At 46.4% G+C, this 26,740-nt stretch carries 22 protein-coding genes and 1 pseudogene; 14 read left to right on the forward strand and 9 right to left on the reverse strand.

Translation table 11 applies throughout. From position 1 onward, the window contains the following. The first annotated feature begins 24 nt into the window (after positions 1-24). From G7035_RS10425 to G7035_RS10460, 8 genes and pseudogenes are all read left to right on the forward strand, one after another. Complete coding sequence (locus tag G7035_RS10425; RefSeq protein ID WP_019688843.1) at positions 25-1,044, forward strand: LLM class flavin-dependent oxidoreductase; 1,020 nt, start codon at positions 25-27, stop codon at positions 1,042-1,044. A gap of 177 nt (positions 1,045-1,221) precedes the next feature. After that, complete coding sequence (locus tag G7035_RS10430; protein WP_016822843.1) at positions 1,222-2,115, forward strand: ABC transporter ATP-binding protein; 894 nt, start codon at positions 1,222-1,224, stop codon at positions 2,113-2,115. 115 nt (positions 2,116-2,230) lie between these two features. Continuing rightward, positions 2,231-2,707, forward strand: coding sequence for a glutathione peroxidase (locus G7035_RS10435; protein WP_016822844.1), 477 nt, complete (start codon positions 2,231-2,233; stop codon positions 2,705-2,707). 391 nt (positions 2,708-3,098) lie between these two features. Then, positions 3,099-4,460, forward strand: a complete 1,362-nt coding sequence (locus G7035_RS10440; protein WP_016822845.1) for an FAD-dependent oxidoreductase — start codon at positions 3,099-3,101, stop codon at positions 4,458-4,460. Between the two features lie 393 nt (positions 4,461-4,853). Further along, positions 4,854-5,699: a formate/nitrite transporter family protein gene (locus G7035_RS10445; RefSeq protein ID WP_019688842.1), complete on the forward strand. Its 846-nt coding sequence runs from the start codon at positions 4,854-4,856 to the stop codon at positions 5,697-5,699. Positions 5,700-6,054: 355 nt separating this feature from the next. Beyond that, positions 6,055-8,187, forward strand: coding sequence for a molybdopterin-containing oxidoreductase family protein (locus G7035_RS10450; protein ID WP_019688841.1), 2,133 nt, complete (start codon positions 6,055-6,057; stop codon positions 8,185-8,187). A gap of 46 nt (positions 8,188-8,233) precedes the next feature. Further along, positions 8,234-9,480 (forward strand): annotated as a pseudogene (locus G7035_RS10455) (MFS transporter). Positions 9,481-9,584: 104 nt separating this feature from the next. Further along, a complete protein-coding gene (locus G7035_RS10460) occupies positions 9,585-10,079 on the forward strand; it encodes a GNAT family N-acetyltransferase (protein WP_016822850.1) in 495 nt (164 codons plus the stop codon). A gap of 105 nt (positions 10,080-10,184) precedes the next feature. Here the strand turns inward: G7035_RS10460 and G7035_RS10465 are convergent, their stop codons facing one another. Further along, complete coding sequence (locus tag G7035_RS10465; RefSeq protein ID WP_013373475.1) at positions 10,185-10,733, reverse strand: GNAT family N-acetyltransferase; 549 nt, start codon at positions 10,731-10,733, stop codon at positions 10,185-10,187. A gap of 84 nt (positions 10,734-10,817) precedes the next feature. Further along, the gene (locus G7035_RS10470) at positions 10,818-11,543 is read right to left on the reverse strand and encodes a hypothetical protein (protein WP_019688839.1); all 726 of its coding nucleotides are present in this window, start codon (positions 11,541-11,543) and stop codon (positions 10,818-10,820) included. A gap of 206 nt (positions 11,544-11,749) precedes the next feature. Here G7035_RS10470 and G7035_RS10475 point away from each other — a divergent pair, with 206 nt between their 5' ends. Beyond that, positions 11,750-13,429, forward strand: coding sequence for a glutamine--tRNA ligase/YqeY domain fusion protein (locus G7035_RS10475; protein WP_025366028.1), 1,680 nt, complete (start codon positions 11,750-11,752; stop codon positions 13,427-13,429). A 127-nt stretch (positions 13,430-13,556) separates the two neighbouring features. Here G7035_RS10475 and G7035_RS10480 read toward each other — a convergent pair whose 3' ends face one another. Further along, positions 13,557-14,804, reverse strand: a complete 1,248-nt coding sequence (locus tag G7035_RS10480; RefSeq protein ID WP_016822853.1) for an MFS transporter — start codon at positions 14,802-14,804, stop codon at positions 13,557-13,559. Positions 14,805-15,322: 518 nt separating this feature from the next. On the opposite strand from G7035_RS10480, the gene G7035_RS10485 reads away from it, so the two are divergent. The 4 genes from G7035_RS10485 (at position 15,323) to G7035_RS10500 (ending at position 22,523) form a co-directional block, all read left to right on the forward strand. Then, entirely contained in the window at positions 15,323-17,158 is a 1,836-nt protein-coding gene (locus G7035_RS10485; protein ID WP_019688838.1) for a motility associated factor glycosyltransferase family protein, read from the forward strand. 133 nt (positions 17,159-17,291) lie between these two features. After that, positions 17,292-20,921, forward strand: coding sequence for an Ig-like domain-containing protein (locus tag G7035_RS10490; RefSeq protein ID WP_115293085.1), 3,630 nt, complete (start codon positions 17,292-17,294; stop codon positions 20,919-20,921). Positions 20,922-21,056: 135 nt separating this feature from the next. Continuing rightward, a complete protein-coding gene (gene mobA / locus G7035_RS10495) occupies positions 21,057-21,818 on the forward strand; it encodes a molybdenum cofactor guanylyltransferase (RefSeq protein WP_019688836.1) in 762 nt (253 codons plus the stop codon). A 90-nt stretch (positions 21,819-21,908) separates the two neighbouring features. Further along, a complete protein-coding gene (locus tag G7035_RS10500) occupies positions 21,909-22,523 on the forward strand; it encodes a LysE/ArgO family amino acid transporter (protein WP_019688835.1) in 615 nt (204 codons plus the stop codon). An 11-nt stretch (positions 22,524-22,534) separates the two neighbouring features. Here the strand turns inward: G7035_RS10500 and G7035_RS10505 are convergent, their stop codons facing one another. After that, the gene (locus G7035_RS10505) at positions 22,535-22,999 is read right to left on the reverse strand and encodes a DUF3592 domain-containing protein (protein WP_016822856.1); all 465 of its coding nucleotides are present in this window, start codon (positions 22,997-22,999) and stop codon (positions 22,535-22,537) included. 169 nt (positions 23,000-23,168) lie between these two features. Continuing rightward, entirely contained in the window at positions 23,169-23,630 is a 462-nt protein-coding gene (locus tag G7035_RS10510) for a VOC family protein (RefSeq protein WP_019688834.1), read from the reverse strand. Positions 23,631-23,788: 158 nt separating this feature from the next. Between G7035_RS10510 and G7035_RS10515 the strand changes: the two genes are divergently transcribed. After that, complete coding sequence (locus G7035_RS10515) at positions 23,789-24,223, forward strand: Lrp/AsnC family transcriptional regulator (protein ID WP_019688833.1); 435 nt, start codon at positions 23,789-23,791, stop codon at positions 24,221-24,223. A 104-nt stretch (positions 24,224-24,327) separates the two neighbouring features. Here the strand turns inward: G7035_RS10515 and G7035_RS10520 are convergent, their stop codons facing one another. From G7035_RS10520 to G7035_RS10535, 4 genes are read right to left on the reverse strand one after another with little or no spacing between them, the layout of a single operon-like run. Continuing rightward, a complete protein-coding gene (locus G7035_RS10520) occupies positions 24,328-25,260 on the reverse strand; it encodes a 1-phosphofructokinase family hexose kinase (RefSeq protein ID WP_019688832.1) in 933 nt (310 codons plus the stop codon). A gap of 14 nt (positions 25,261-25,274) precedes the next feature. Next, positions 25,275-25,589, reverse strand: a complete 315-nt coding sequence (locus tag G7035_RS10525) for a DMT family transporter (RefSeq protein ID WP_016822860.1) — start codon at positions 25,587-25,589, stop codon at positions 25,275-25,277. Further along, positions 25,589-25,930: a DMT family transporter gene (locus G7035_RS10530; protein ID WP_016822861.1), complete on the reverse strand. Its 342-nt coding sequence runs from the start codon at positions 25,928-25,930 to the stop codon at positions 25,589-25,591. The genes G7035_RS10525 and G7035_RS10530 overlap by 1 nt, the downstream gene beginning before the upstream one ends. Before the next feature lie 45 nt (positions 25,931-25,975). Then, positions 25,976-26,569 (reverse strand): TetR/AcrR family transcriptional regulator, encoded by a 594-nt coding sequence (locus G7035_RS10535; RefSeq protein ID WP_019688831.1) that lies wholly within the window; start codon positions 26,567-26,569, stop codon positions 25,976-25,978. Positions 26,570-26,740 lie beyond the last annotated feature (171 nt).

Raw genomic sequence — 26,740 nt, forward strand, 5'->3', positions numbered from 1 at the left:
CACAATAGAAAGGTCAGACTTTTTATGATAAAACTCAGCATTCTTGACCAATCTCCGGTATCGGAAGGCATGACGCATGCACAAGCATTACAAAAGACTGCTGAGCTTGCTATAGAGGCGGAACGCTTGGGTTATCATCGCTTTTGGGTATCCGAGCATCATGCTGCCTCTAATCTTGCAGGGTCAAGCCCCGAGGTATTGATTTCACACCTGGCTGCTCGTACCCAGACGATTCGGGTAGGGTCGGGCGGTGTGATGCTGCCCCATTACAGCGCTTATAAAGTAGCGGAAAACTTCCGGGTACTGGAGGGATTGTATCCGGGGCGCATTGATCTGGGTCTGGGGCGAGCGCCCGGAGGAATGCCGATTGCTACCAGAGCTTTGCAGGAGGGGAAAATGCGGGGCGGCATTGATCTGTACCCCGAGCAGCTGGATGATCTGCTAGCCTACTTGCACGATAGCACAGGCAGCCAGCATCGCTTCGGTTCGCTACAGGCGATGCCGCTCGTAGAGACTGTGCCGGAAATGTGGCTGCTTGGCTCTAGCGGTGATAGCGCGGGTCTGGCCGCCGAGCGTGGCGTAGGCTTTGCGTTCGCGCAGTTTATTAATGGTGAAGGCGGCACAGGTGCTATGAAGGGATATCAGGAAAACTTCCAGCCTTCCCAGCATAGTGACCAACCGCGTTCGCTTGTCTCCGTATTTGCGATCTGTGCGGATACTGATGAGGAGGCCAATCGTTTGGCATCCAGCATGGACTTGTCCCTGGTGCTTTTGGAACAGGGAACGCGTTCTGCAGGAACACCTTCCGTCGAAAAGGCGCTTGCGTATCCGTATACGCCATATGACCGGATGCGCATTCGTGAGAATCGCAAGCGTATGGTGGTTGGTTCACCCGCACAGGTCAAGCGTCAGCTTGAGCAATTATCCAAGGACTATAATGCGCAGGAGATCATGGTTGCGAGCATTATTCACGACTTCGATGCCAAAATGAAATCTATACGTCTCATGGCTGAAGCATTTGGACTGTCCTCTGTACAGGCTTAATGCGAATGGCCAGAATCAGAAGATCACAGCTTGAGGGCTGTGATCTTTTTTTGTGAGTTAACACTTGATAATGATTATCAATATCTTTATTATATAAAGATAGAATGAAGTTTTGATGAATGTCGTGCGTTAAGCCCGTGATTATATATATTGGATTAGGGAAAGGGATGATTCCAAATGTTTCGTCTGAAAACGGCAAATCTGGATATTGCTTATGAAGATCGATTGATAGTAGAAGATCTGAACGTAGAAATACCGCAAGGGAAAATTACAGCGTTGGTGGGTGCAAATGGTTCCGGTAAGTCGACCATTTTGAAAACGATGGCTCGCATCATGAATCCTAAAGGCGGTAGCGTTCTGTTGGATGGTAAATCCATTCATAAGCAATCCACCCGGGAGGTAGCCAAGCAGTTGGCTATTTTGCCGCAGAATCCGACGGCACCGGAAGGATTGACCGTGACGGAACTGGTATCTTACGGACGTTTTCCCTATCAAAAAGGTTTTGGCTCCATGAAAGCGGACGATCGCAAAATGGTAGAGTGGGCCATCCAAGTAACAGGAATGAGCGAATTTCACGATCGTCCGATTGATCAGCTTTCTGGGGGGCAGCGTCAACGTGCCTGGATTGCTATGGCGCTTGCACAAGATACGGATATACTGTTTTTGGATGAGCCGACTACATTTTTGGATATGGCGCATCAACTGGAAGTGCTGCATCTGCTGGAGTATCTGAATACTTCGGCAGAACGCACCATTGTTATGGTCGTGCACGACTTGAACCACGCAGCCCGCTATGCTCAGCATATGATTGCGATCAAAAAAGGGAAAGCGAAGGCGGTAGGAGCCCCGACGGAGGTTATGACCCCAGATGTGCTGCGTGAGGTGTTCGGGATTGAGGCGGATATTGTTACTGATCCTCGTACGGGGGTACCACTCTGTCTTCCGTATGCTTTGGCTGGTCAGCCTGCGGTAAGCCAAGCAGTAAAGGGAATGAATGTAGAAGAGAAACAAACGGTGGGTTCTGTTGCCGAGCGGCGTGATGCTAGACCACAAGTAGCAGCAAGAGGTTAGAGGGTGCGCCAAGTGGCAGCATCACGGTAAGGTTTTGTGAATATTGGCATGTCCGTCACGTTTTGGGTAAAATAGGTTGAGAACCTAAACCAAGCGACACGAAGGAGGATGCTATATGTCTGTCTATTCATATAATGCCGTAACACCAGCCAATCAGGAGGTTTCTCTGGAAACTTACACAGGTAAAGTGCTGGTTATTGCGAATACCGCTAGTAAGTGCGGACTTACCCCGCAATATGGGGATTTGCAAAAGCTTTATGACGAATATAAGGATCGGGGACTCGTTGTTTTAGGCTTCCCCTGCAACCAGTTTGGCGGTCAGGAGCCGGGCAGCAGCGAGGAAGCGGCTGAATTTTGCCAATTGAATTACGGGGTTAATTTCCCGGTATTCGCTAAAGTGGATGTGAACGGACCAGATACAGCCCCTCTGTTTGAATATTTGAAGAAGCAACAGCCTGGAGAACAGGAAGATGGTACAATTCAGTGGAATTTTACAAAATTCATTGTGAATCGTGAAGGTGTGCCTGTGGGACGCTTTGAGCCCAAGGAGTCACCGGAAGCGATGAAAACGGCCATTGAGCAGTTATTATAATAGCTTCGTGTAATTCCAAAGTATATGTGTAAACAAGGTCTGATTTCCGCTTGTCTTAGGGGAAACGGACCTTTTTTTATTCCCTACATACGCATTTGCCTAAAGATTGACGTATCGTGTGAAAGTCTGTTCCAGGAGCATAATCAAGAGGCAGGTAGGGAAAACTGAATGGAGCAAAAAAAGATTTCAGCAAACGGCTGAGTTCAGATATCCTTGCCTTTTAAAATGTGGACAAATTGTGAATATCATAAAAAGCTATTGTAATGTGAAAAATATCACACTATAATAAGCGCATGAAGTGAAATAAATCACAAGAAGTAATGAGTTATATAAGTGAAAGTATTCACAATTATTATACATTTTATGCCCACACACCAAGGAGGAATTCAACATGAAAGTAGCAGTTATCGGATGTACACACGCAGGTACGGCAGCCATAGTCAACACAGCTAAATGTTATCCAGATGCCGAAATTACGGTCTATGAGCGTAATGACAATATTTCATTTTTATCTTGTGGTATTGCACTGTATGTAGGTGGTGTCGTCAAAGATCCGCACGGATTGTTTTATTCGTCCCCAGATCAACTGGCTGATATGGGTGTAGTGACCAAGATGCTTCATGAGGTAACGAGTGTAGATACAGCGGGCAAGACGCTGCATGCACGTAATCTCCAAACCGGTGAGGAATTTACGGATACATTTGATAAATTGATTGTGACTACTGGATCGTGGCCAATTATTCCGAAGCTGGAAGGCATTGAACTGGATCATATTTTGCTCTGCAAAAACTATAATCATTCGAATGAAATCATTGAGAAAGCCCAGCACGTACAGAACATTACTGTCGTGGGAGCTGGATACATTGGTGTTGAGCTGGTAGAAGCTTTTCAAATGAACGGTAAGAACGTAACGCTGATCGACAGTGCTGATCGTATATTGAATAAGTATTTAGACCATGAGTATACAGACCGGATTGAGAATTCCCTGAGAGAACATGGCATTAAGCTGGTACTTGGCGAGACAGTAAGTCGTTTTGAGGGGACTAACGGTAAAGTAAGTAAGGTCGTGACCTCCAAAGGAGAATATGAAACAGAGCTTGTTATACTCTGTATCGGTTTCCGACCTCAAACGGATCTGCTCAAAGGTCAGGTAGATATGTTGCCTAACGGTGCGATCATTGTGGACAATTATATGCAAAGTAGCTGCCCAGACGTGTTTGCAGCAGGCGACAGTTGTGCAATTCGTTATAATCCAACCGGCAAAACAGCTTATATCCCATTGGCGACCAATGCGGTTCGTATGGGTACGCTGGTGGCACGTAATCTGGTACAACCTACCATTGCCTACATGGGAACACAAGGAACCTCGGGTATCAAAATTTACGAAGATAATATTGCGGGAACAGGAATGACGGAAGCCGCAGCAACGGACGAGGGGATGACTGTAGAAGCTGTAACCATTGAGGACAGCTACCGTCCTGAGTTTATGCCAACTTCTGAAAAGGTGTTGCTGAAGGTTGTATATGAGCAGGAGACACGGAGAATTGTTGGGGCACAAATTATGTCGAAGGTCGATTTGACGCAATCCATTAACACCCTGTCTGTAGCCATTCAAAATCATATGACCATTGATCAGTTGGCCTTTGTCGATTTCTTCTTCCAGCCGCACTATAACAAGCCTTGGAATTTCCTGAACGCGGCAGGTTTGCAGGCATTGCCTACAATATCCGAACGGAACCCAGTTACTGTATAATCCGATTTGTCTGTGACATTGTTCATAAGTTTGTCAACAATCTGAAAGCGTACGGATGAATCCTTATAGTACAATATAGAGAGCATAAGGATTAGGGGGAGAAGTAGATAATGGGTTTGTTTTATATCCTTTTTCTTGTAGTTGTCGCAGCCATCGGTCTGGGCGGAGTACTTTGGTTCTTGAAAGCCGTTGAAAAGGAAGAATATAATTAAATGTAAAGCGCATAGCAGCGCAGTAGCAGTAGATGTAATAAAATAGAAAGACAGTCCTTTTTCGAGGGCTGTTTTTTTTATAGCTGAGAAAGTGATTTTTTTCACAAACAAAATCACTGATTTTAAATAAAATATGAAAGAAGAATATTTTGTTTAAAAGATATTAAAGGAGCGGGGGCAGATGGCAAGCTATAAACCGGGGCAAATTGCCGAAAAGACGGTGGAAACAGGAGTGGCCAAGGCGAACAACCCGTGGACTGTGGCGGTGGTATTGGGATTTTTGGCAGGTGCATTTATTGCACTCGGGTTTTTGCTGGATATACGCGTTATTGCAAGTGCACCTAAAGAATGGGGAAGCATTGCTACCTTTATTGGAGCTGCGGTGTTCCCTGTAGGTCTGGTGTTAGTTTTGATAGCTGGTGGGGAATTGCTGACCGGCAATATGATGGCAGTCCCTTTGGCGAGATGGGCAGGACGAATTAAGACAGGAGCCATGCTTCGTAATTTGGCAATTATTACGCTCAGTAATTTTGCAGGTGCATTATTTGTTGCGTTTTTCTTTGGGCATGTTCTAGGCTTGACCGAAACGGGTCCTTACCTGGATAAAGTGGTGGATATGGCAGGACATAAGCTGCATGAAAGCTTTTTGCAGTCTTTTATATCAGGTATAGGATGTAACTGGCTCGTAGCACTGGCTGTATGGATGGCATATAGCACAGACTCTATCGGCGGCAAAATTATGGGAATTTGGTTCCCGACCATGGCCTTTGTTGCTATTGGATTCCAGCACGTTGTTGCCAATATGTTTCTCATTCCGGCGGCTATATTTGCAGGTCATTTTTCGTGGGCAGAGTATGTTATGAATTTTATTCCGGTCTGGTTGGGGAATTTGGTAGGAGGCAGTCTGTTTGTGGCTGGAGCCTACTGGCTGGCCTATCTGAAAAAAACTCAAGCCAACACACATTCCGTGAATGAATCTCAAACTACTTCTTCAGTTACATCCAAGCCGTTGAGTGATCATGCATAATCACGTTACTTTATGAAGCAATAAACAAAGCAAATCCGCCATGACAGGCCCGGGGGAACGAAACCTGTCATGGCGGATTTTTTTGGGAGTGGTCCATGATTTGGCATGGAGGATGAGTGTGCTCTCGTCCATAATGCCTTGATCTCTTTTACCCTGGGTATGTAATGATGAAACAGAATGATAAAAAAATAATTATACTTTTTAAAATCCATTTTGCTCTATGCAGCAGGCGGATTTTTTTATATTTTGGAGAACTGCTGTGTGGTAAAATCCTTCTCTTGCCATAGGCCAAAGCTGTAGATATGATAAGAACAGTGTAATTTTTGGAAACGGTAACGGAAAGGAGCATTTAGCCATGGATCATCGCAATAGCGCGCCTCTTGAGGCCACACTTCAACAAAATCTACAAAGAGGACAGCGGATGACGGAGCAGCAGAATGGTATTTTTCCGGCTGTATGCCCGTTGGATTGCCCGGATACGTGTGGGCTCCTGCTTTACAAGGAAGATGGAAAGATAGTCAAGGTGACTGGTAATCCGGATCATCCCATTACCAAAGGGGCTATATGCAACAAAGTCCGCAATATGACCGAGCGCGTATATGATCCGGATCGGGTGCTTTATCCGTTGAAGCGTGTAGGTGCCAAAGGGGAAGGGAAATTTGAACGAATTAGCTGGGAGGAAGCGGTCGATACCATTACAGGTCGGTTCAAGGAGCTGATACGTACGGATGGACCGGAATCCATACTCCCCTACAGCTTTTATGGCAATATGGGCGTATTGAGTGTGGATGGAATGGATCGTCGCTTTTTCAATGCACTGGGTTCAAGCCAGCTGGATCAGACGATTTGTAGCGTGGCTGGGAATGAAGGCTGGGCATCCGTTATGGGGTTTAAGGGCGGCACGAGCCCGGAGGATACAGAAGATGCAGAGCTCATTATTGTATGGGGTGGAAATGTCATAAGCACCAACATGCATCAGGTCGTATTGGCTGAGAAAGCACGTAAAAAAGGTGCTAAGGTGGTCGTAATTGATGTTCATCGCAACCGGACGGCGCAATGGGCGGATTGGTTCATTCCATTATATCCGGGTACGGATACGGCGCTTGCGCTGGGGGTTATGCATGTACTGTTTGATCAGGGACTGACAGACGACGAATTTTTACATCGCTATACTGTAGGTCACGAGGAACTGCGCGAGCATGTTAAGACCTATACACCAGAGCGGGTTTCGCGGATTACCGGCGTGCCGAAAGAGGATATTATCCGTTTGGCGGAAATGTACGGAAAGGCGCGAGCGGCCTATATCAATATTGGAAATGGGCTTCAGCACCATGATAATGGCGGTATGAACGTACGCGCAGTTACATGCTTGCCTGCACTCACTGGACAATGGTTGAAGCACGGCGGAGGAGCGTCGCGCTCCAATGGCGCTTATGCCAAGATTAACAGCGCCCATCTGGAGCGTCCTGATCTGCGACAGAACCCGGATGCCCGGGTGATCAACATGAACCGGATTGGAGAGGCGCTGCTACAAAAGGAACAGCCGATTAAGGCGTTATTCGTATATTGTAGTAATCCAGTAGTTGTAGCACCCGATTCGCAACGGGTAACGGAGGGATTTGAACGAGAGGATCTGTTTACGGTTGTTCATGACCTGTTCCTTACCGATACGGCCTGCTATGCAGATATTGTGCTACCTGCTGCGTCTTCTTTTGAAGGAACAGATCTATACAAATCGTACTGGCACCACTATATCCAGATGCAGAAGCCTGTTATTGATCCGCTAGGGGAAAGCAAAAGCAATTATGAGCTATTTAGCCTGCTCGGACAGGCAATGGGCTTTGATGAAGCTGTCTTTACGGAAAGTGAAGAGGATATGATCGCAGGCGCGCTTGATAATCCAACGAACCCTTATCTCAATGGTGTAACCTTGGATGCCTTAACAAAGTCGCCTTTTGTAAAGCTCGATATGACGCCAAAGGCTACTTATTTGGAGCGTTTAACTACGCCTTCAGGCAAGATAGAGTTGTATTCGGAAAAGATGAAACAAGCAGGTCTGCCTGCATTGCCCTCCTATGTACCGCTGGTCGAAGGGTATGACGGAGAGCATCGGCCGCAAGCGGATGATCGTTTTCCATTGATGTTTGTTTCACCGCCAAACCATAATTTTTTGAATTCTACATTTGCTAATTTGCCCAAACATCAGCGCTTGGAACGGGAGCCCTTGCTGCAAATTCACCCGGAGGATGCTCAGGCAAGAGACATCGCAGATGGTGATCCGGTTACCGTCTGGAATGACAGGGGAATGTATGAATTGAAAGCCAAGGTCACCGATCTGATGCTGCCCGGCACGGTGATTAGCCAAGGATTATGGTGGAAAGGCAAAGGACGCAGACAGCGCGCCAATGCGTTAACCTCTGACCGGCTGTCGGATATGGGGCAGGGGGCTACTTTTTTCTCAACAGTGGTGAATGTGAAGCGCCAATGAGAAACTGCCTTTCATGGCGCCAGGTGCAAAAGGAGAAGCAAAACATATGAAATGGTTGGAGTCTTATCCGAAAGAAGTAAAAGTATTTCTCATTGCCAGCCTGATTAATTCCGCCGGAAGTTCCCTCATGTGGCCGCTCGTTAGCATGTATGTATTTGACGAACTGAACCGTAGTATGGAAGATGCGGGGATTGCAATTTTAGTGCAGTCTTTAGGCGGAATTTTTGGTCAAGTGCTGGGCGGAGCCCTTTATCATCGTATTGGAGCCAAGCAACTGATTGTCGGCTCACTGGCCATGAATGCGTTGGGACTTCTCTCGCTTCCATTTACCAGTGGTCATTGGGTGGCTTTTGTCATCATGATGGGCTTTATCGGCTTTTTTAATGTGGTATCTGTGCCTGCGATTCAGGCCTTTGTAGGTTTTCGTTTTGCTGACCGACGTGGAGAGCTGTTTAATATCATTTATGTCGCGAACAATATTGGGGTGGCACTCGGAACGGGACTGAGCGGCGTTCTGGCCGACCTTTCCTATCAGCTCAGCTTTGTGATGAACGGGGTGACTTCTGCGGTATTTGCTGGATTCTTCTGGTCTTATCTAAGCAGGGTAGATCGGGAAGAGGGAGAAGTCCAGCTCAGCAAGTCTGTGATGAAAAAAGAAGAAATACCCGCTCGGTTGCTGTTTCGTGATACCAGGCTGTATCTCTTTGTGGGGTTAGGCTCGCTTTTTTTATGGTTCGGCAATTCGATCTGGAATACGGGAGTCTCTCCCCATATTATTGAACAGGGCTTGCCTAAAACGATGTATGGATTATTATGGACGTTGAATGGTATTCTCATTTTTGCCGCACAACCTATTATTTTCTGGATCAAACGGCTGTACGCTCATCACGCTTCTGCGCAAATGACATGGGCTGGAGGATTTTATTTGGCAGCTTATATTGTCATACTGGGCACACAGAACTATACTGGGATGATATTCGCTATGGTACTGGCGACTCTGGGAGAAATGCTGATTGCACCTGCGGTTCCAGCATTCCTGTCTGATCATGGAGGTCGGGGCGCCCCCTTTTACATTGGACTTGTGGGGGCATTGGTGCAGCCGGACGGGTGATGGGACCTTATTTTATGGGGAAGTTGTATGATGGCGGTGGGTTACCTCCTACACTTTGGCTGGCAGCGGGCGTAGCGGTGTTGTCGATTCTATTTTTCGTCCTGCATAGCTGGTTGAATCGTTACCGTCACAATATGGGTGATTTTGACACTTCCTCCAAGGTGGACGTTCCCAGTTCTTAAGTCCTAATAAAAGTTCAGTAATGAGCTGCGATTATGGTACAATAAGTGACGAATGGTTGCAGTTATTGCTTCAGGAAAGCCTTCACAGGAAGGATTGAAAGGAATTGTTTACAAGTCAACCCTTGACGATACGTCATTCGGAGATGAAGGATGCTCCTGATCTGATTGCGCTGGATGAATTGGTATGGAATGAACGCACGGCTCCTGCTTCGCTGTCATGGAAGTCGCGCGGAGAGTTTCTGCGCAATACGCCTCCAGGCTCTCAACTGGTTGCCATCGAACAGGAAGTGCTCTGCGGGTATATTGGATTTCGTCCTCCAACGCTGTTGGCTAGTAATTGTCATGTGCTCGAAATAAATATAGCTGTGCGTCCAGACTATCATCGCAAAGGTATTGGGACGGCGCTCATGAACTCCATGAAGGAGATTGCAGCTGCGGAGGGCATCCGCAAGTTAAGTTTGCGTGTACTGTCCTGTAACACGGAAGCCCTTATGTTTTATGAAAAATGTGGTTTTGCAATTGAAGGGCGGCTGCATGAGGAGTTTTATATCGCAGGCCAATTTGTGGATGATGTTCTAATGGCCTATTTCTTAAAATAGACCGGAGGATACAGACAGGCAGCAACATTCGGTTGTAATGTCCAGCTCATAATCAACAACGCCGCAGACCTGATCAGGCCTGCGGCGTTGTTGTGCAGTACAAGGCTATCGAAGTTGCTTCCATTCATTCTGGAGCATACCATACACTGCGTGGTTCATATAGCCATCTGGCAGCAACTCTGCTTCGCGTACAATGCCTTCGAGCACAAAGCCCAGGCGTTCTGGAATACCGCGGCTGCGGCGGTTTGTCGTTGCACAACGGATTTCGACCCGATGCAAGTCCAACTCCATCAACGCATATTCGACGAATACGCGGCAGGCACTGGTCATGAGACCCTGTCCTTCGTAACCGTGCCCAAGCCAGTATCCGATGCTAACCGAACGGTGAGCCCAATTGATCTCATGGTAGCTGATGATACCAGCAAGCTCGTTGTCTATCCAAATTCCAGCGGTCAGGCTACCGTTCTCTGCGGCTTGTTTCAAGGCGCCTTGCACGAACTGCTCTGTATGGCTGATTTCCGTGGTGGAGTCTACCCATGGAAGCCATTGACGCAGACGGTCACGGGACATTTCGATCAGCTCAAACAGAGGCTGCACATGCTCCTTGGTGAGCGGCCGAAGGACTGTGCGTTCGTCCAACGCATATGTAAACATGATTAATCCCCTCTTTCACTCGGAAAATCGCTAAACCAGCCAGTCTAGCATTTAATCCCATGCTACCTTATTCTGCGAGAGTCGTCAAAAGGGAGAGGAAGCTTCAAATTTTATAGGTCCCACCCGGAACCGTCCCTGCTCGTATACATATTTCAGATCCAAATCCCCTACAAATTCGCTTGGCGATACGCTACCGGATACAGTGGCATGGAGTGGGAATTGCTCGGCGTCATACATTACAACAGAGCTAAAATCGAGATGCTTTGTAAACTGGGCTGGATCATCGTAAAATACAGACGCTTTGGGGTCCATCGTGTGTGTAGTACCGTCAATCATAACAGCGATATGCACCTGGCGGTTGTGGTCACGTAGCTCCACGGAGCTATGTACTCGCTGGGATATAGCATTTGCCGCTGATTCAATGGCATATTCCTCCATTGTCTGTACGTTAACAATATGCAACTCCTGCAATTCCACACCCGTTCCCGAGGCACGCGTGAGAATAACAACGGCTTCACGGATCCCGTCTTCGTTTATATCTCTGTAAAATAACTGTGGTGCGGTGGAAATATCCGCCGAGCCCGACCACTGGAATGTGCGGTGCTGCTGGCCGATTTCCAGTACGGCTAAATGAAAGAGCCCCTGAGACGGGCTCACGGCATATAAGCGGACAGATGAGTCTTCTGGCGCGCTGGCCAGCGGATGAGATAATGCAGTTTCGGTCACCATGCTTGAAGAAGGATGATCGGTAGTCATAACGGAAGAGGACAGCAGCATAGACAGCAGGATGACGATCAACAGCTTAAACACGGGTGGGTCTCCTTTTCCGGTAAAATAAAAGATATATACACTATAACGAATTTATTTGCCGAAAATGTTAACTCTTTTTCATAACTTGCATCTTTTTTTGCTGAAGAGAGCATCCCGATTTTCATTTTATTGAGTTATGCGGTGTGAAAGGGTATATTTAAGGGAACAGGTTGTATACAGATTATACGGAAGAAAGGTTGATTAGTGTGGAGAAGCCGATTACTCCCCCCAATTTTATTAAAAATGTTATTGAAGAGGATTTACGTACGGGTAAGGTCAAGGAGGTTGTTACACGCTTTCCACCTGAACCCAACGGATATTTGCATATTGGACATGCTAAAGCCATCTGGATCAATTTCTCGTTGGGAGATGAATTCGGAGGACGCACCAACCTGCGTTTTGATGATACCAATCCGGCGAAGGAAGACACGGAATACGTGAACTCCATTCAGGAGGACGTGAAGTGGCTTGGTTATGAATGGGAAGAAAAACATTTTGCTTCCAATTACTTTGAAGAGATGTACAAGCGTGCTATCCTGCTGATCCAAAAGGGGAAAGCCTACGTAGATGACCAAAGTGCGGACCAAATCCGTGAAACGCGCGGAACACTGACAGAACCGGGACAAAACAGCCCCTATCGGGATCGCAGTGTGGAAGACAATCTGAAACTGTTTGAAGAGATGCGTGCAGGCAAATACCAGAATGGTGAAAAGGTGCTGCGTGCCAAGATTGATATGGCTTCGCCAAACATCAATTTGCGTGACCCAGTTATTTACCGCATTTCACACACGGCCCATCACAATACAGGCGATACCTGGTGCATCTATCCGATGTATTCCTATGCTCATCCGCTGGAAGATGCAATTGAGGGCGTAACGCATTCGCTGTGCTCGCTGGAGTTCGAAGATCAGCGCCCACTGTACGATTGGGTTGTAGCTGAATGCGAGATGGAAAACGTACCTCATCAATACGAATTTGGACGGCTAAATCTAGCTCAAACGGTAACCAGCAAACGTAAGCTCAAGCTCCTGGTTGATGAAAAACACGTAGACGGTTGGGATGATCCGCGGATGCCGACCATTTCCGGTTTGCGTCGTCGTGGCTATACGCCAGAGGCCATTCGCAGCTTCGTATATGAGACAGGCATTTCCAAAGCCTACGGAGTCATTGATTTGCAGGTGTTGGAGCATTTTGCACGTGAGGATTTGAAGCTTAAGGCTCCTCGTACGATGGCAGTTATAGATCCGTTGAAGGTGGTCATTACGAACTATCCTGAAGGACAAGTGGAAATGCTGGAGGCGGAGAACAATACAGAAAATCCGGAGCTTGGAACACGCCAAATTCCGTTTTCTCGTGAGATTTATATTGAGCGTGAGGATTTCATGGAGAATCCGCCGAGCAAATACTTCCGTTTGTTCCCTGGTAATGAGGTGCGTCTCAAACATGCTTACTTCATTAAATGCAACGATGTCATTAAGGATGCGGACGGCCATGTAACGGAGATTCACTGTACCTATGATATAGAAACCAAGAGTGGATCGGGCTTTACGGGACGTAAAGTGAAAGGTACAATCCATTGGGTTGAGGCTACTCAGGCTGTTCCGGCTGAATTCCGTTTGTATGAGCCATTGATTAACGCAGAGGAACCAGAGGTGCTGGAAGAGGATGGATCGGAAAAAACATTCCTTGATCAATTAAATCCGAACTCTTTGGAAATTGCTCATGGCTATGTGGAGCGGAATATGAAAGAAGCACAATCGCAGGACAAGTTCCAATTTTTCCGTCATGGTTATTTCAGTGTAGATCCCAAGCTTTCCAAACCGGGTGAGCCTGTATTTAACCGTGTGGTATCATTGAAAAGCTCTTTCCAATTGCCTAAGCAATAAGACGTTGGAAACAGTGGGACGGATGGTTGCTTCATGCGACCAAGTGAAAAAGGAGTCTGCCAACGGCAGACTCCTTTATTTTACGCACAACCGTTCTTCAGAACATGTCCATTGACTTGAAGACACTCTATTGTCGTTGTGGTGCTTCTTCTATTGGTTTATGCTCGCCTGGTTTGTGCTCGCCGCCATGTCCTGGCTGGTAACCGTTCTTGTACAGCATATACCACATGATAGCGAATCCCGCAGAGCCCAGCAGGGCGAAGAAGACACCTGCATGGTACATCATTTCACCGCCGAAGTTCTGGAATAGCCAACCGCCAGCAAAACCTGCTACGATACCGGATATACCACTCCAAGTCAAGGTATATACGGCCTGTCCGGATGATCGGTATGCTGCAGGAGTGAACAGGACGGTTAACTGGGTGCCTACATAGAAATATCCACCGAAGGTGACACAATGAAGTGCCTGAATGAACACAATCTGGATCGGGTCTGTAGCCAGCGCCATGAGTTCCCAACGTAAGGCAAACAGCAAACTGACGAGTGCCAAACAGCCGACCATCACGGTCATTTTTTTCCTCAAGAAGCGATCAAACAGTAAAAAGACAATAATTTCGAATACCGATGACATAAAAACGGCAAAACCAAGCATCAGCTTGGACCCACCCAGTTCGGTGATGTATAAGGACATAAAGGCGCCGTTGATTGAATTAGGAATTGATACAAGGATGCCTAACAAAATGAAGGATATGAAATATCCGTTTAATATAATACTGCCAAAGCCACGCAAATGAATGGTTGCCGTCTCCACAGTGCTTTTCAGTGGTGGAATTGCCAAAGTGCAGATCAATGCAGCCAGAAGAAGTATCGTAAAGATAGTCGATATACTGGATACTCCTGTGTGGTCAACAACGATGCCGGCAACTGCCGCAGTCACAGCCCAACCGAAGGAACCCCATATGCGAAATGAACCAAATTTCCGGTCCGTGCCCTCAATATAACTGAGAATCAGGGTATTGCTTTGGGCAAATAACGGGCTTTGAAAAAAGTAAAAGCCAATCATCGACACATAAATCATGACATACGTGTGAACATGAAATAAAGCTTGGAGCAGTAACAGTGTACCTATAATCATAAATAATAGGATACGTCGGAGATTTCGGCTGCGGTCGCTTGTATATCCCCAGAAAGGATTCGCGAATACAGATACAAAAGGCCCGATGGCCATCAGACTCCCGATTTCCAGCTTGTCCATGCCGATATCTTGTAGATACAACGGAAAGAAGCTGGAGAAAATGACCATAGCTCCATATAGAAAAAAGTTATATAGCTTTAGGGAATATAGGGGAGTCTCTTGAATTTCTCTCTTTTGCAAGACAAGCCATTCCTTTCTTAGCCCGATAGAGAACTACGCACCGATGTCGATCTGTGGGAATGTTCTTTATTCCAATGTATCATGTGTTGAAAGGGTTAACAAACCAATAAAATTACAATTATGTAATAATTATTTGATTATACTAATTTGATATTGATTTAAATGAATTAATAATTTTTTCTTTATATTGCTAGCTTTTATTTTTGTGGTTCTAGAACACGACATACAGATGAATTGCGGCGTTGGAGTCTATATATTGTTGGTACAAACTGATGTTTTGTTGGTTACAAAGTTTTTATTTGTAAAGAGGTTCTTAAGACCTAAAGTTTACATAGTGAATAACCGATATTTAATCCATAATCAGGTGAATTTAGGATTATTTTTTCTAAATAAAAATAGATTGTCGCAGATATTACATAAAATCAGAATGCTATTCCTATTTGGTGATATATGGGGGTTAATTATCTGGCCTATATATTGTTTGGTTTTGTGAAATATTGGGTGGAAAGGATTGAAAAATGGCATCACAGCATCGTAGAGACAACTCCTTGTATCGTCGTTTTCCTCGGCTTCATTTGCTTCAGGCAGAAGAAGGGTATGAGTTGCTGACATCTGAAAGCAACAAGCCTAACATAGTAACGACTCGTGAGGGACGTTCATATTACTTGCATGATCCTGATCAGCCTGCGCGGGAAGCAGAGTTGTTTGTATCTGGTTTTAAAGAAGTGGAACCTCAAGCGCACGTGATCTTTTTTGGGATAGGACTAGGGTATCATATTCGCGAATTTCTGCGCATACACCCAAATACTAGCTTCTCCATCGTCGAGCCGAACACTGGCGTGATGGACATTTTTTTACAGCATTTGAATGAGGAAGATTGGCTTGCTGGTAAGAAAATTGAAGAAGTTATGGTAGGAGCAATTACTGGGGAGACGATTGCAACATTGCACAGGTTAATTGACCGTGTATCTGGAGTGCTAGTTATTCCGTGGCTCCCGTATCGCGCCTTATTTACTGCGAATCTGAAGAAGTTTAATGAAACATTGTACAGAATGGTCTCTAACAAGAAGGACAAAATGGCTATCAACCATGTTTACGAGAAAAAGTGGGCGCTAAACAGTATGCACAATTTCCCCTTTATTTTACATAGTTCTGACTTTCTACAAGCCGGCTCAGAGTTTATTGCGGGCAAGCCCGTCTTGATTGTTTCTGCTGGCCCTTCGCTTAACGACGAAATTGAGCACCTTCGCTACATTCGGGAGAATAATCTTGCATACCTGTTTACAGTAGGTTCAGCAGTGAACACGCTGGTGGAGCATGGCATTTATCCGCACGGAACATTTAGTTATGACCCTAATGAATACAACGTAAATGTAATTCAGAAAGTGATCGACAAGCAAATTGATTCTATACCCCTCATTTTCGGCAGTACAGTCGGTAAACACACACTCGATGACTATCCAGGGCGTCTTATGCATATCATCATCTCTCAGGATGAACTCTCCAAGCATGTATTGCGCACATCTGAGGGAAATAAGCCAACGATTATTAACGACGCTCCTTCTGTAGCTGTCATTGCGCTTCAATGTATGATCCGGATGAAAGCAGACCCTATTGTGTTGGTAGGTCAAAACTTAGCTTATCGGGGCGAGCAATATTATGCTGAGGGAATTACCAATTCCCCAGGAATTCCGGTTGGTGTCAATTCACCGTTTGTTGAGGGGGTCCATGGCGAACAGGTTGTCACAAATCAGTCTTTTATAAAAATGAAAACGGAAATGGAATTTTACATCAATATGGCGAGAGGTATTGAATTTATTAACACAACACATGAGGGTGCTGTTATTAAGGGGACATCTTTCCGAAAACTGGAAGAAGTAATCCAGGCTCATTTAAAAGGTTCGACTGATGATTCGTGGCTGCAAACTAGCAGTAGTTCGGAATACGATCTCTTGTTTCTGAAGTCACGTATTGAAGAGCACCAGCGGGATGAAGAGGTTTATCTAGACATTATGGAACAGATTCATCATGTTTTGCTGGGTATCAAAAATAAACTCAGTCTGAAACAGGCCCATATGCTAAATGTGTCCTTCGGGCAGTTTGATGACCTTTTTTCTACATTATTGAAAAATGATTTCTTCAAGATATTCATTCTACCTCGCCATCGTATGAGGTATGAGTTTTTATACAACAAAATGGACGCCATCCAGAATAGTAGAAATCCTCTGATCAGAGGGGAGCAAATTCTACTATACTTCGGGGACTTCATATGGAAATGTCAGCAGGACTATATGAAAATCAAGAACGAGATTCATGAGTTTTACCGCCTTGTTTTTACTTATGTGAACGAATAGGCTTCATAAGCCTTATTCGTTAGCCTAGTGACATGAAGGGTAGGTTCAGTGTTCGTTTTATGTACGGTTTATACAGTACAGATCTAAGGTATCGATTACCACGGCAGAAATCCTGAAATAAAGGGAGTATATTATGAGCGAGAAAAAAAGAAATATGAAACGTTTAAACAGAATGATCAAGGCAAGTGTATTAACCACACAGGTATTTAATCTAGCTAATCCTTATATGTTGTCAACGTTTGCAGCGGAAAGCCCCAGCAGTGAAATCAAAGAAAATACAGATGTAGCGGATACATTTTCCACAGGTGGCTCTCCTCTAAGTGTGGCTTCATCTGTCTACATGCAGGCGAAAATGGAAGAACCTCCTCAGTATACCTGGCTATCTCCACAGCTCGAAAGTGGGGTTTCCCTGTCTGTCAATCTGTCCATGTTGTTCAGTAAGGATGTAGAACTGGGCACAGGCCATCTCACCGTACAGCAGTGGGATGGAACCGAAGTTGGGCGGATTGACGTCAGCGGAGGAACAGTTGCAGGAGGTACGGTACATATCAGTGGTCACGACGTGTGGATGCAACTGGACCATCCGCTAGCCGACAATACTCGGTACTATGTAGAAGTCAGCTCAGGCATGTTTGTAGATCGTGGAGGCCAGGGATCGAACGGGGTATGGGACAAGAGCATGTGGAACTTCGTGACCGCAGATGAGACGGCGCCGAAGCTGGTATCGAAGTCACCAGAAGGCCTTTATTTAAGTGGTGTGAGTCTAGGAAAAGCGTACTTTAGCATGGAGTTTAATGAGTCAGTAAGATGGGACCATGGGTATATACGGCTGCATGAAGCTTCGGGAGGAGCCGTGGTCCGTGAGTTGCGAATATCTGGCGGAGGGGACTGGAACCGGACATATGAGGTGTCAGGTCAAGAGAAGGTGGCGTACTTTATGCTATCGGGTGGACTGGAAGAAGGGAAGCCTTATTATGTGGAAATCACCTCTGGAGCACTGGCAGATATGGAAATGAATCCGTATGCGGGAGTGCACACTCCACAGGAATGGACGTTCCGTACGGGGGATATGAAGCCATATTATACACAACTGTATCCGCAGGGAAGCGGTCAGGAGTTGACGCCGACTCTGGACATGATCTTCAGCGAAGATATGCAACTGGGCACAGGTCATCTCACCGTGCACCAGTGGGATGGAACCGAGGTTGGACGGATTGACGTCAGCGGAGGAACAGTTGCAGGAGGTACGGTACATATCAGTGGTCACGACGTGTGGATGCAACTGGACCATCCGCTAGCCGACAATACTCGGTACTATGTAGAAGTCAGCTCAGGCATGTTTGTAGATCGTGGAGGCCAGGGATCGAACGGGGTATGGGACAAGAGCATGTGGAACTTCGTGACCGCAGATGAGACGGCGCCGAAGCTGGTATCGAAGTCACCAGAAGGCCTTTATTTAAGTGGTGTGAGTCTAGGAAAAGCGTACTTTAGCATGGAGTTTAATGAGTCAGTAAGATGGGACCATGGGTATATACGGCTGCATGAAGCTTCGGGAGGAGCCGTGGTCCGTGAGTTGCGAATATCTGGCGGAGGGGACTGGAACCGGACATATGAGGTGTCAGGTCAAGAGAAGGTGGCGTACTTTATGCTATCGGGTGGACTGGAAGAAGGGAAGCCTTATTATGTGGAAATCACCTCTGGAGCACTGACAGATATGGCAATGAATCCGTATGCGGGAGTGCACACTCCACAGGAATGGACGTTCCGTACGGGGGATATGAAGCCATATTATACACAACTGTATCCGCAGGGAAGCGGTCAGGAGTTGACGCCGACTCTGGACATGATCTTCAGCGAAGATATGCAACTGGGTGCAGGTCATCTCACCGTGCACCAGTGGGATGGAACCGAGGTTGGACGGATTGACGTCAGCGGAGGAACAGTTGCAGGAGGTACGGTACATATCAGTGGTCACGACGTGTGGATGCAACTGGACCATCCGCTGGCAGACAATACTCGGTATTATGTAGAAGTCAGCTCAGGCATGTTTGTAGATCGTGGAGGCCAGGGATCGAACGGGGTATGGGACAAGAGCATGTGGAACTTCGTGACCGCAGATGAGACGGCGCCGAAGCTGGTATCGAAGTCACCAGAAGGCCTTTATTTAAGTGGTGTGAGTCTAGGAAAAGCGTACTTTAGCATGGAGTTTAATGAGTCAGTAAGATGGGACCATGGGTATATACGGCTGCATGAAGCTTCGGGAGGAGCCGTGGTCCGTGAGTTGCGAATATCTGGCGGAGGGGACTGGAACCGGACATATGAGGTGTCAGGTCAAGAGAAGGTGGCGTACTTTATGCTATCGGGTGGACTGGAAGAAGGGAAGCCTTATTATGTGGAAATCACCTCTGGAGCACTGACAGATATGGCAATGAATCCGTATGCGGGAGCGCACACTCCACAGGAATGGACATTCCGTACAGGGGATGACCACTCACATCGTTCTAAGGATAAAGAAACGTCTGATCAGGATACTTTGTCTGCTGCTTCCCAAACAGAGACCAAGACGGATGCCGTATTAACAGACGTTAAAACAGCATCCGATAAGAGTAGTACTATTCAGCTTATTGGTTTGAATGATGAAGTCGCTAGTCAAGCTCTGAATGTTACAAATGTTGACCAGAAAGAACTGGTGGTTGATGCTTCAGGCTATAGTAAAGCAGCAAAAGTGAGTATACCTTCCGCCTTTTTAAAACAATACAAGAAAGAAAACACAAATCTGCCGATAAGCATACGGACAGATGTAGCTCAGTTTACTCTTTCTACTGAACTGATCGATAAATTGGTTTCGTTATATCCAGAAGAAAGCCTGACAGTCAAAATTTCGTCGTTAACAGACGAAAACGGGACACAAGTAAGACAAGCTATTGCTGATACAGGGCTAACGGATGTTTTGGTGAATCCGGTTGACTTTAAGCTTATGGCTGGAAATCAAGAGATCACTGAATTTTTCGGGAATTACGTGGAGCGGAAATTGATTCTGGGGCTTCAAGTTGATCCTGAGCATGTAGTGGCTGTATGGTTCGATCCTAAGACAGGTGCTTTATCGTCTGTTCCCGTATTGGTCCGAAATGTAAATGGACAAACGGAGGCAATCATCAAATCCAATCATAACAGTATTTATGCTGTAGTCTTAGCAGACAAAAAATTTAAGGATCTGGAGAATCATTGGGCGCAAAAAGATGTGGAAATGATGGCAAACAAGCTAATTGTCAAAGGTGTTCAGCCTGATATTTTTGAGCCAAATCGGGCTATAACAAGAGCTGAATTTGTGGCACTGCTTGTCCGTGGATTGGGTATGCAGGAAAAGCCATTACCTAAACACTTTACAGATATAAAAGAAGATGCCTGGTATGCTGGTAGTGTTGGAGCTGCGATAGATGCAGGTCTGATCCGAGGTTACGGGAATCAGTCATTTGGACCAGAAAAGGTGATTACTCGCGAGGAAATTGCGGTCATTGCTGAAAAGGCTGTAGATTACGTTCAGACTTTAAATACCATTCCTTCTAGTGAGGAATATAAAGAGGTTTACAACGATTCTTCTACTGTTTCTCCTTGGGCCCAACAGGCTATGGCGCAGGCTACAGAGCAAGGGTTAATTAAGGGCGTGTCTCCAGACCTGCTTGCTCCCAAACAACATGCAACACGGGTAGAAGCAACTTCGATATTAAAACGGTTTTTGCAACTGATTAAATTTACAAACTAAAGAACAATAAATTAGACGAATAAGTACTCTTTTTTGGCGGTCCGTGGGGATCGCCGTTTTTTTATGCTTTATAATAAATGCTATGATTAGAGCTATCGCTGTTTCAAGATAGTTTTTTAGAAAAAAGGAGGTGCGATGGTGGTGGAGGTGACTGGAATTATTGTGGCGGGTGGACGCTCTAGCAGAATGGGACAGGACAAAGCACTGCTCAAGTTCGGAGGAGTTACGGTACTGGAGAGGATAGTTGCTGAGCTAGAGAAAGTCGCGGGAAGAGTTATTGTAGTGACTCGGGATTCACAACAGTATAGGGCACTTGGGCTGGAAACAACGGAAGATCTATATCCAGGCTTGGGTCCTTTGAGCGGTATCCATGCAGGACTTTCTGCTTCCAAAACAGAATGGGGGGTCGTAGTAGCCTGCGATATGCCTCTTGTGCAACAAGAGATATTCCATGCTTTACTTGCACACGCAACAAACTGGGAAGCTGCGCAAGAGATAGCTAATGAAAAAAGGAAGCAACAGGTCCAAAGAGAGCAAAAAACATTTTGTGGAAAAGGCTTATTGCCTCAGTCAACACAACTAGAATTACAGGCGATAATTGCATCTGTGGATGGACGTATACATCCGTTGCTGGGGCTATATCATCGAAGTGTGCTGCCTTCTGCTGAGCAATGCCTACGGAGTGGCCGGCTTCGTCTGATCGACTGGCTGAACTCCTTGAATGTTCGTTATGAGAAAGCTGGCGAATGGCCGGGAGCGAGCTTAGACATGTGGAAGCAAGCTGTGTTTAACATGAACTATCCACAGGATTACCAGCTTATCGCGAAACAATTGGAGGGTATACAACACGTACCGTCCATGCAAAAAACAGAGAATAGAGAAAACCTAGAAAAATAAGGAATTCAGAACAATGCTTTCACCTAAGGATAGAAGAAATAGTGGAAGATGAGTGAAAAGATATATCATGTTTTAGGGGGAGTACATAACATGCTGGAAGCTATTATTCATGCCGTTTTATTGGCATTGGGATTGATTTTGCCTTTAGGGGTACAAAATGTATTTGTGTTTAATCAGGGGGCGTCCCAGTCGCGGTTTCGCAATACCTTGCCTGCGGTCATTACAGCGGGTATCTGTGACACCATTCTGATCACGCTTGCCGTTGGGGGTGTATCCCTTGTTTTGCAGCAATTTCTATGGCTCACGAATGTGCTTTATGCGGCGGGCTGTTTGTTTTTGCTGTATATGGCTTGGACTCTTTGGAGGTCCAAGGCTGCTTCCTCGGGAGAAAGCCAGCCGATGCTGCCGAAACGCCAGATGATTTTTGCTGCCTCGGTATCGCTACTGAATCCACATGCCATACTTGACACGGTTGGTGTAATTGGAACCAGCTCCCTTCAATATAACGGCGGGGAACGTTGGGCCTTCGGTCTGGCTGCCGTGTCAGTATCGTGGATATGGTTTGTGGGTCTGGCAACGGCGGGCCGGCTTGTAGGACGTATGGATTCAGAAGGAAAGTTTGGTACTATGCTCAACAAAATATCGGCACTGATTATTTTGGGTCTGGCCATTTATATGGCGATAACTTTTATGACTAGTATGTGAACCAAGCCTTGTTAGAAGAAAAATTTCAATAAAGCGAATACACCGCTCAAAGCAAAGGGGACACCGATCAAAAACAACATAAAGGCCAGACAGCCTGCACCATTTACACCGCCAGCAATTCGGGCGTCCCGAGGGTTGGCCGGATTGTATAGTACCTTAATCTTGCTGCCAACCCGGTTGAGGCTGAGATTGGTACTATAAGGATTCCAGAATTCCACGACTTCACCTGAAGCGGTATAGAAGCGTACCTTTAATCGGCGGGTGTAGCTGGTATCTACCGGATCATCACGGTCAAAGGGAACGACATCTATGTCTACTTCGATATGCGCGTCAACGATTTGCCCTTTGGTACGGACCCAGTGGCGTTTACGATAACGGTGGCGACGGATCGTTCTGAATCCGAAATAGATGAGCAGCAGACCGATCAAGCTGAACAACGGCATGAGCAGATCGGAGCTAAAATGAAACCAGTACACATTGAAGTCAATTGAAATGATAATCTACTCCTTTAAACAAGCGATAAACAATATATCGGAAATACTTAGGAATAGTTTAATTTTTCCATAGAGAATAAGGTGGAGATGAATGGAGTATAAAAAAAGATCCGCTTCCCCGGGAAGTGGATCTTTTTAATAGCTGTGCGGACTACTTCTTGCTCGATTGGGACATGTCAAAATCAACATCCTCGATAAATTCGATAACCTCACCATTAGGGCTGTGGACTAATGCATTGGTGACTACTAAAGGAGGTTCGCCAAGTGTAAGCTGATTGGGTTCGACAAAGGTTCTTGCTCCGTGGACAAGGGCTTTTTGGTATATTTCATCCACATTGTCTACGTAAAATGCGAGGTGTAATAAAGCCCCATGAGCAATATCCTCCTCGGATGCAGCCTTTTTCCCTTGGGCAGGAATGACGGCATCGTTATCAAAGATTTCGAGACAGGTTCTTTGGTCAGGTGAAATCAGCATGGAAACTTCTTGAATCCGAAAGGATGGAAGACTCCAGTGATGTCCTCTTTTAAATCCCAGTACTTCGGTATAAAATGCAATGGTTGCTTGATGATCACGGGCTTGGATGGCCACATGAGCTAGTCCCTTCACACTCATTTCAGATCCTCCTTATATGTAAGTAAACCTTATTATATGAATAATTATGTGCTACATATATATTTAAAATAAGTTTTTTATACTATATTGGTTATGAAACCGAAGATATTTTAGATGAAAAACGTTACTTTTTAAATCCAAATCAGGAGGTACTTGATATGCAGCATCACATAGACGAGATAGACTACAAAATCATGAAATTGTTACAGCATGATGCGCGAATAACGATTTCCCAAATCAGCAAAGAAATTTCGATGTCACAACCGTCCGTTAAAGAAAGAATGACCAAGCTTGAAGAACGAGGGATTATTTCTGGATATAATGCTGTATTTAATTTACGGGAACTGGATCGGGGGACAACTACGTTTATTCTGATAAAGACAGAACATTGCCAAGAGCTGATTGATTTTTGTAAGGAGGCGAAGGAGGTTACCGATTTGTTTCGCATCAGCGGGGAATTTAATTATCTCATTAAGGTACAAAGCGCGTCTGTAGAGGAAATTGCAGAGTTTCAGGATTCACTAGTCAAGCTGGGGCCTTCCAAATCGCATATTTGTATGAAAAATATACTGGAAAACAGGGTTTTGTTGTAAGTCATCCGGCAACGCATATTTGGAACATAAATCATTCAGAAAGCTGTTATTCGTAACATTAAATTAAGCGAATGATTGGATGAAATAAAAAAAGTGACGCTGAATTACACCAGCGTCACCGTAATTCCTTGCTTCAGACGTTCCACGTCCTGAAGCTCGATCTTGCCGGCCATGGCGTGCAGAGCAGCCGCCGTGCCGCAGGCCGCTCCCTGCCGTAGCATGGCAGGGAGCTCCAGCCCCGCCACCGCGCCGCTAACTAGCCCGGCGACCATGGCGTCACCGCTGCCGAGCGCGCTGACAATGTCCGCGTCCGGCAGGCTTACGCGGTAGCGTGCATCGCGCGTTACCGCTAGTGCCCCGCGTGCGCCGAGAGAGATGACGGCCAGCTGCGCTCCGGCTTCCAGCAGCTGTAATGCCGCCGCTTCAGCGGCATCTGGGCGCGTGGCGTCGATCCCCGCGAAGCGGGCGGCCTCGTCCTCGTTAGGCTTCACGAGGTCGGGCTTCCCGCGCAGCCCCAAGCGCAGCGCCTCGCCGCTCGCGTCCAGCGCCACGCGCGCGCCGCGTTCCTTTGCCAGCGTGCACAGCTCGGCGTACAGATCGGGCGGGCAGCCGGGTGGCAGGCTGCCAGAGAGAACGACCCAAGCCGAATCCTCGGCAAGGGTCGCGATTTTGCGCCGCAGCGCGGCTAGTTCAAGCGGCCCAACGGTCGGGCCGCTCTCAATCAGCTCGGTCTGCGTGCGAGTAGCCGGGTCGAGCACGGTTATGGCGAGACGGGTTTCCCCGTATGCCGTTTCGATGAAATCGGCGCTTACGCCCTCCGTGCTCAACCCGTCGATGAGCAGCCGTCCGGTATGTCCAGCTACAAATCCGGTCGCCCGTACAGGCTGACCTAGCGTGCGAATGACACGAGCTGCATTCACGCCCTTGCCGCCTGGTACCGTTAAGCCCCCTTCAATGCGGTGGACGGCATTCAGTCCAAAGCCTGCAACCGTGTAGATTTTATCCACTGCTGCGTTAAGCGTTACAGTGGTAATCACAAGGCATCACTCCTTTAAGAAATCAGCTTTAAGCCCAATGCTGCGGCAAGAATCATGGCGATGAATAAAACACGCAGTACGCTTTTTTGCTCACCATACAAGAACATGCCTGTAATCGTACTGCCGACGGTTCCAATGCCTGTCCATACGGCATAAGAAGTTCCCATCGGCAAACTTTTCATGGCGAAGCTGAGCAGAGAGAAGCTAAGAATAAAGGATAAAATCATAAGTGCTAAAGCCTTCCACCCTTTACCGACCGTAACTCCCTTCATGCCGATGACTCCAAGCACTTCCGAGCAGCCCGCGATAACCAATGCAATCCAAGCCATTATGCACCACTCCCTTCCTGAGCATCACGATCGGTAACTAACTTCAAGCCGATCACACCTGCTAGCAAAAGGGCGATTAGCAGCGTTTTGGACCATTGAAACGGTTCCCCGAAAAGCAGCATTTCGCCTACGACGGTTCCCCCTGTCCCCAGTCCGGTAAATACAGCATACACCGTGCCTACAGGCAGACGCTTTGCAGCCTTCATGATTAAATAAAAGCTGGCCACCACAGCCAGCACAGTTACAGCCCAGGTGAGTACAGAATCTGCATGCTTCAAGCCTGATACCCATACGACCTCAATCAGGCCTCCAACAAAAACGTAAATCCAACTGCGATTCATGATGAATTTCTCCTCAATTCAGTATAATTTTCAATTACGACTGCTTCACCCTTCATGAGATGAAGTTAACGTAATCCCACGCCAAAAAATAGGCCATGCAGCGTTCAGCCTTCGGTGGTAGTTGGTGCTTCCACTGTACAGTAGCTCTACCATGATTCCATCCACCAGTGTCATGTAGGCTAAAGCCACATCTGCTGGTTCCATATGCCCAAAGAGTTCCCGATCCCGTACATTTCGGAGGCGACGAGTTAATTTTCGCTCCATTTGTTCCAGAAAAGGATTCACAATATTCAGTACCTCGTTATATAAAGATACAGGCGGAAAGAAGGAAAAGCGGAGCATAAACTTGGCTGAGTTGTTGCCCTCATATTCCTGTTCCATCCAGAACAGGAAATCATGCAGTGTGTGTTCCAGCGACTGTTCTTTGCGTTCCGTAAAGTATTCGAAAATACGTAAATTCTGCTCTTGAAACGCATAACGTGCCACCTGCAAAAACAGATCCTCCTTGCCCTGAAAATGCGCATATATAGACGGTTTTCGGATTCCAACCTCGGCGGCAATACTGCTCAAGGATGCTCCCTCATACCCATTGGCGGCAAATTGGAAAAGAGCGGCCTTTCGAATCTCTTCCATTCCCATTATCATCACCTACCTAACGTTCGTTAGTTTATTTTCACATGAAAAAAAGTAAGTGTCAACCCATCAACATTTCGTAATGTACTTTGGATTTTTTTATTCAACATTTAAATAAAAAAGTGGGAAGAAATAAGGGGCTCATGTACAATATAATGAGGAATACCTGTTTAAATG

It is taken from the genome of Paenibacillus polymyxa, from assembly GCF_015710975.1.
GTDB classification, from domain to species: Bacteria; Bacillota; Bacilli; order Paenibacillales; family Paenibacillaceae; genus Paenibacillus; species Paenibacillus polymyxa.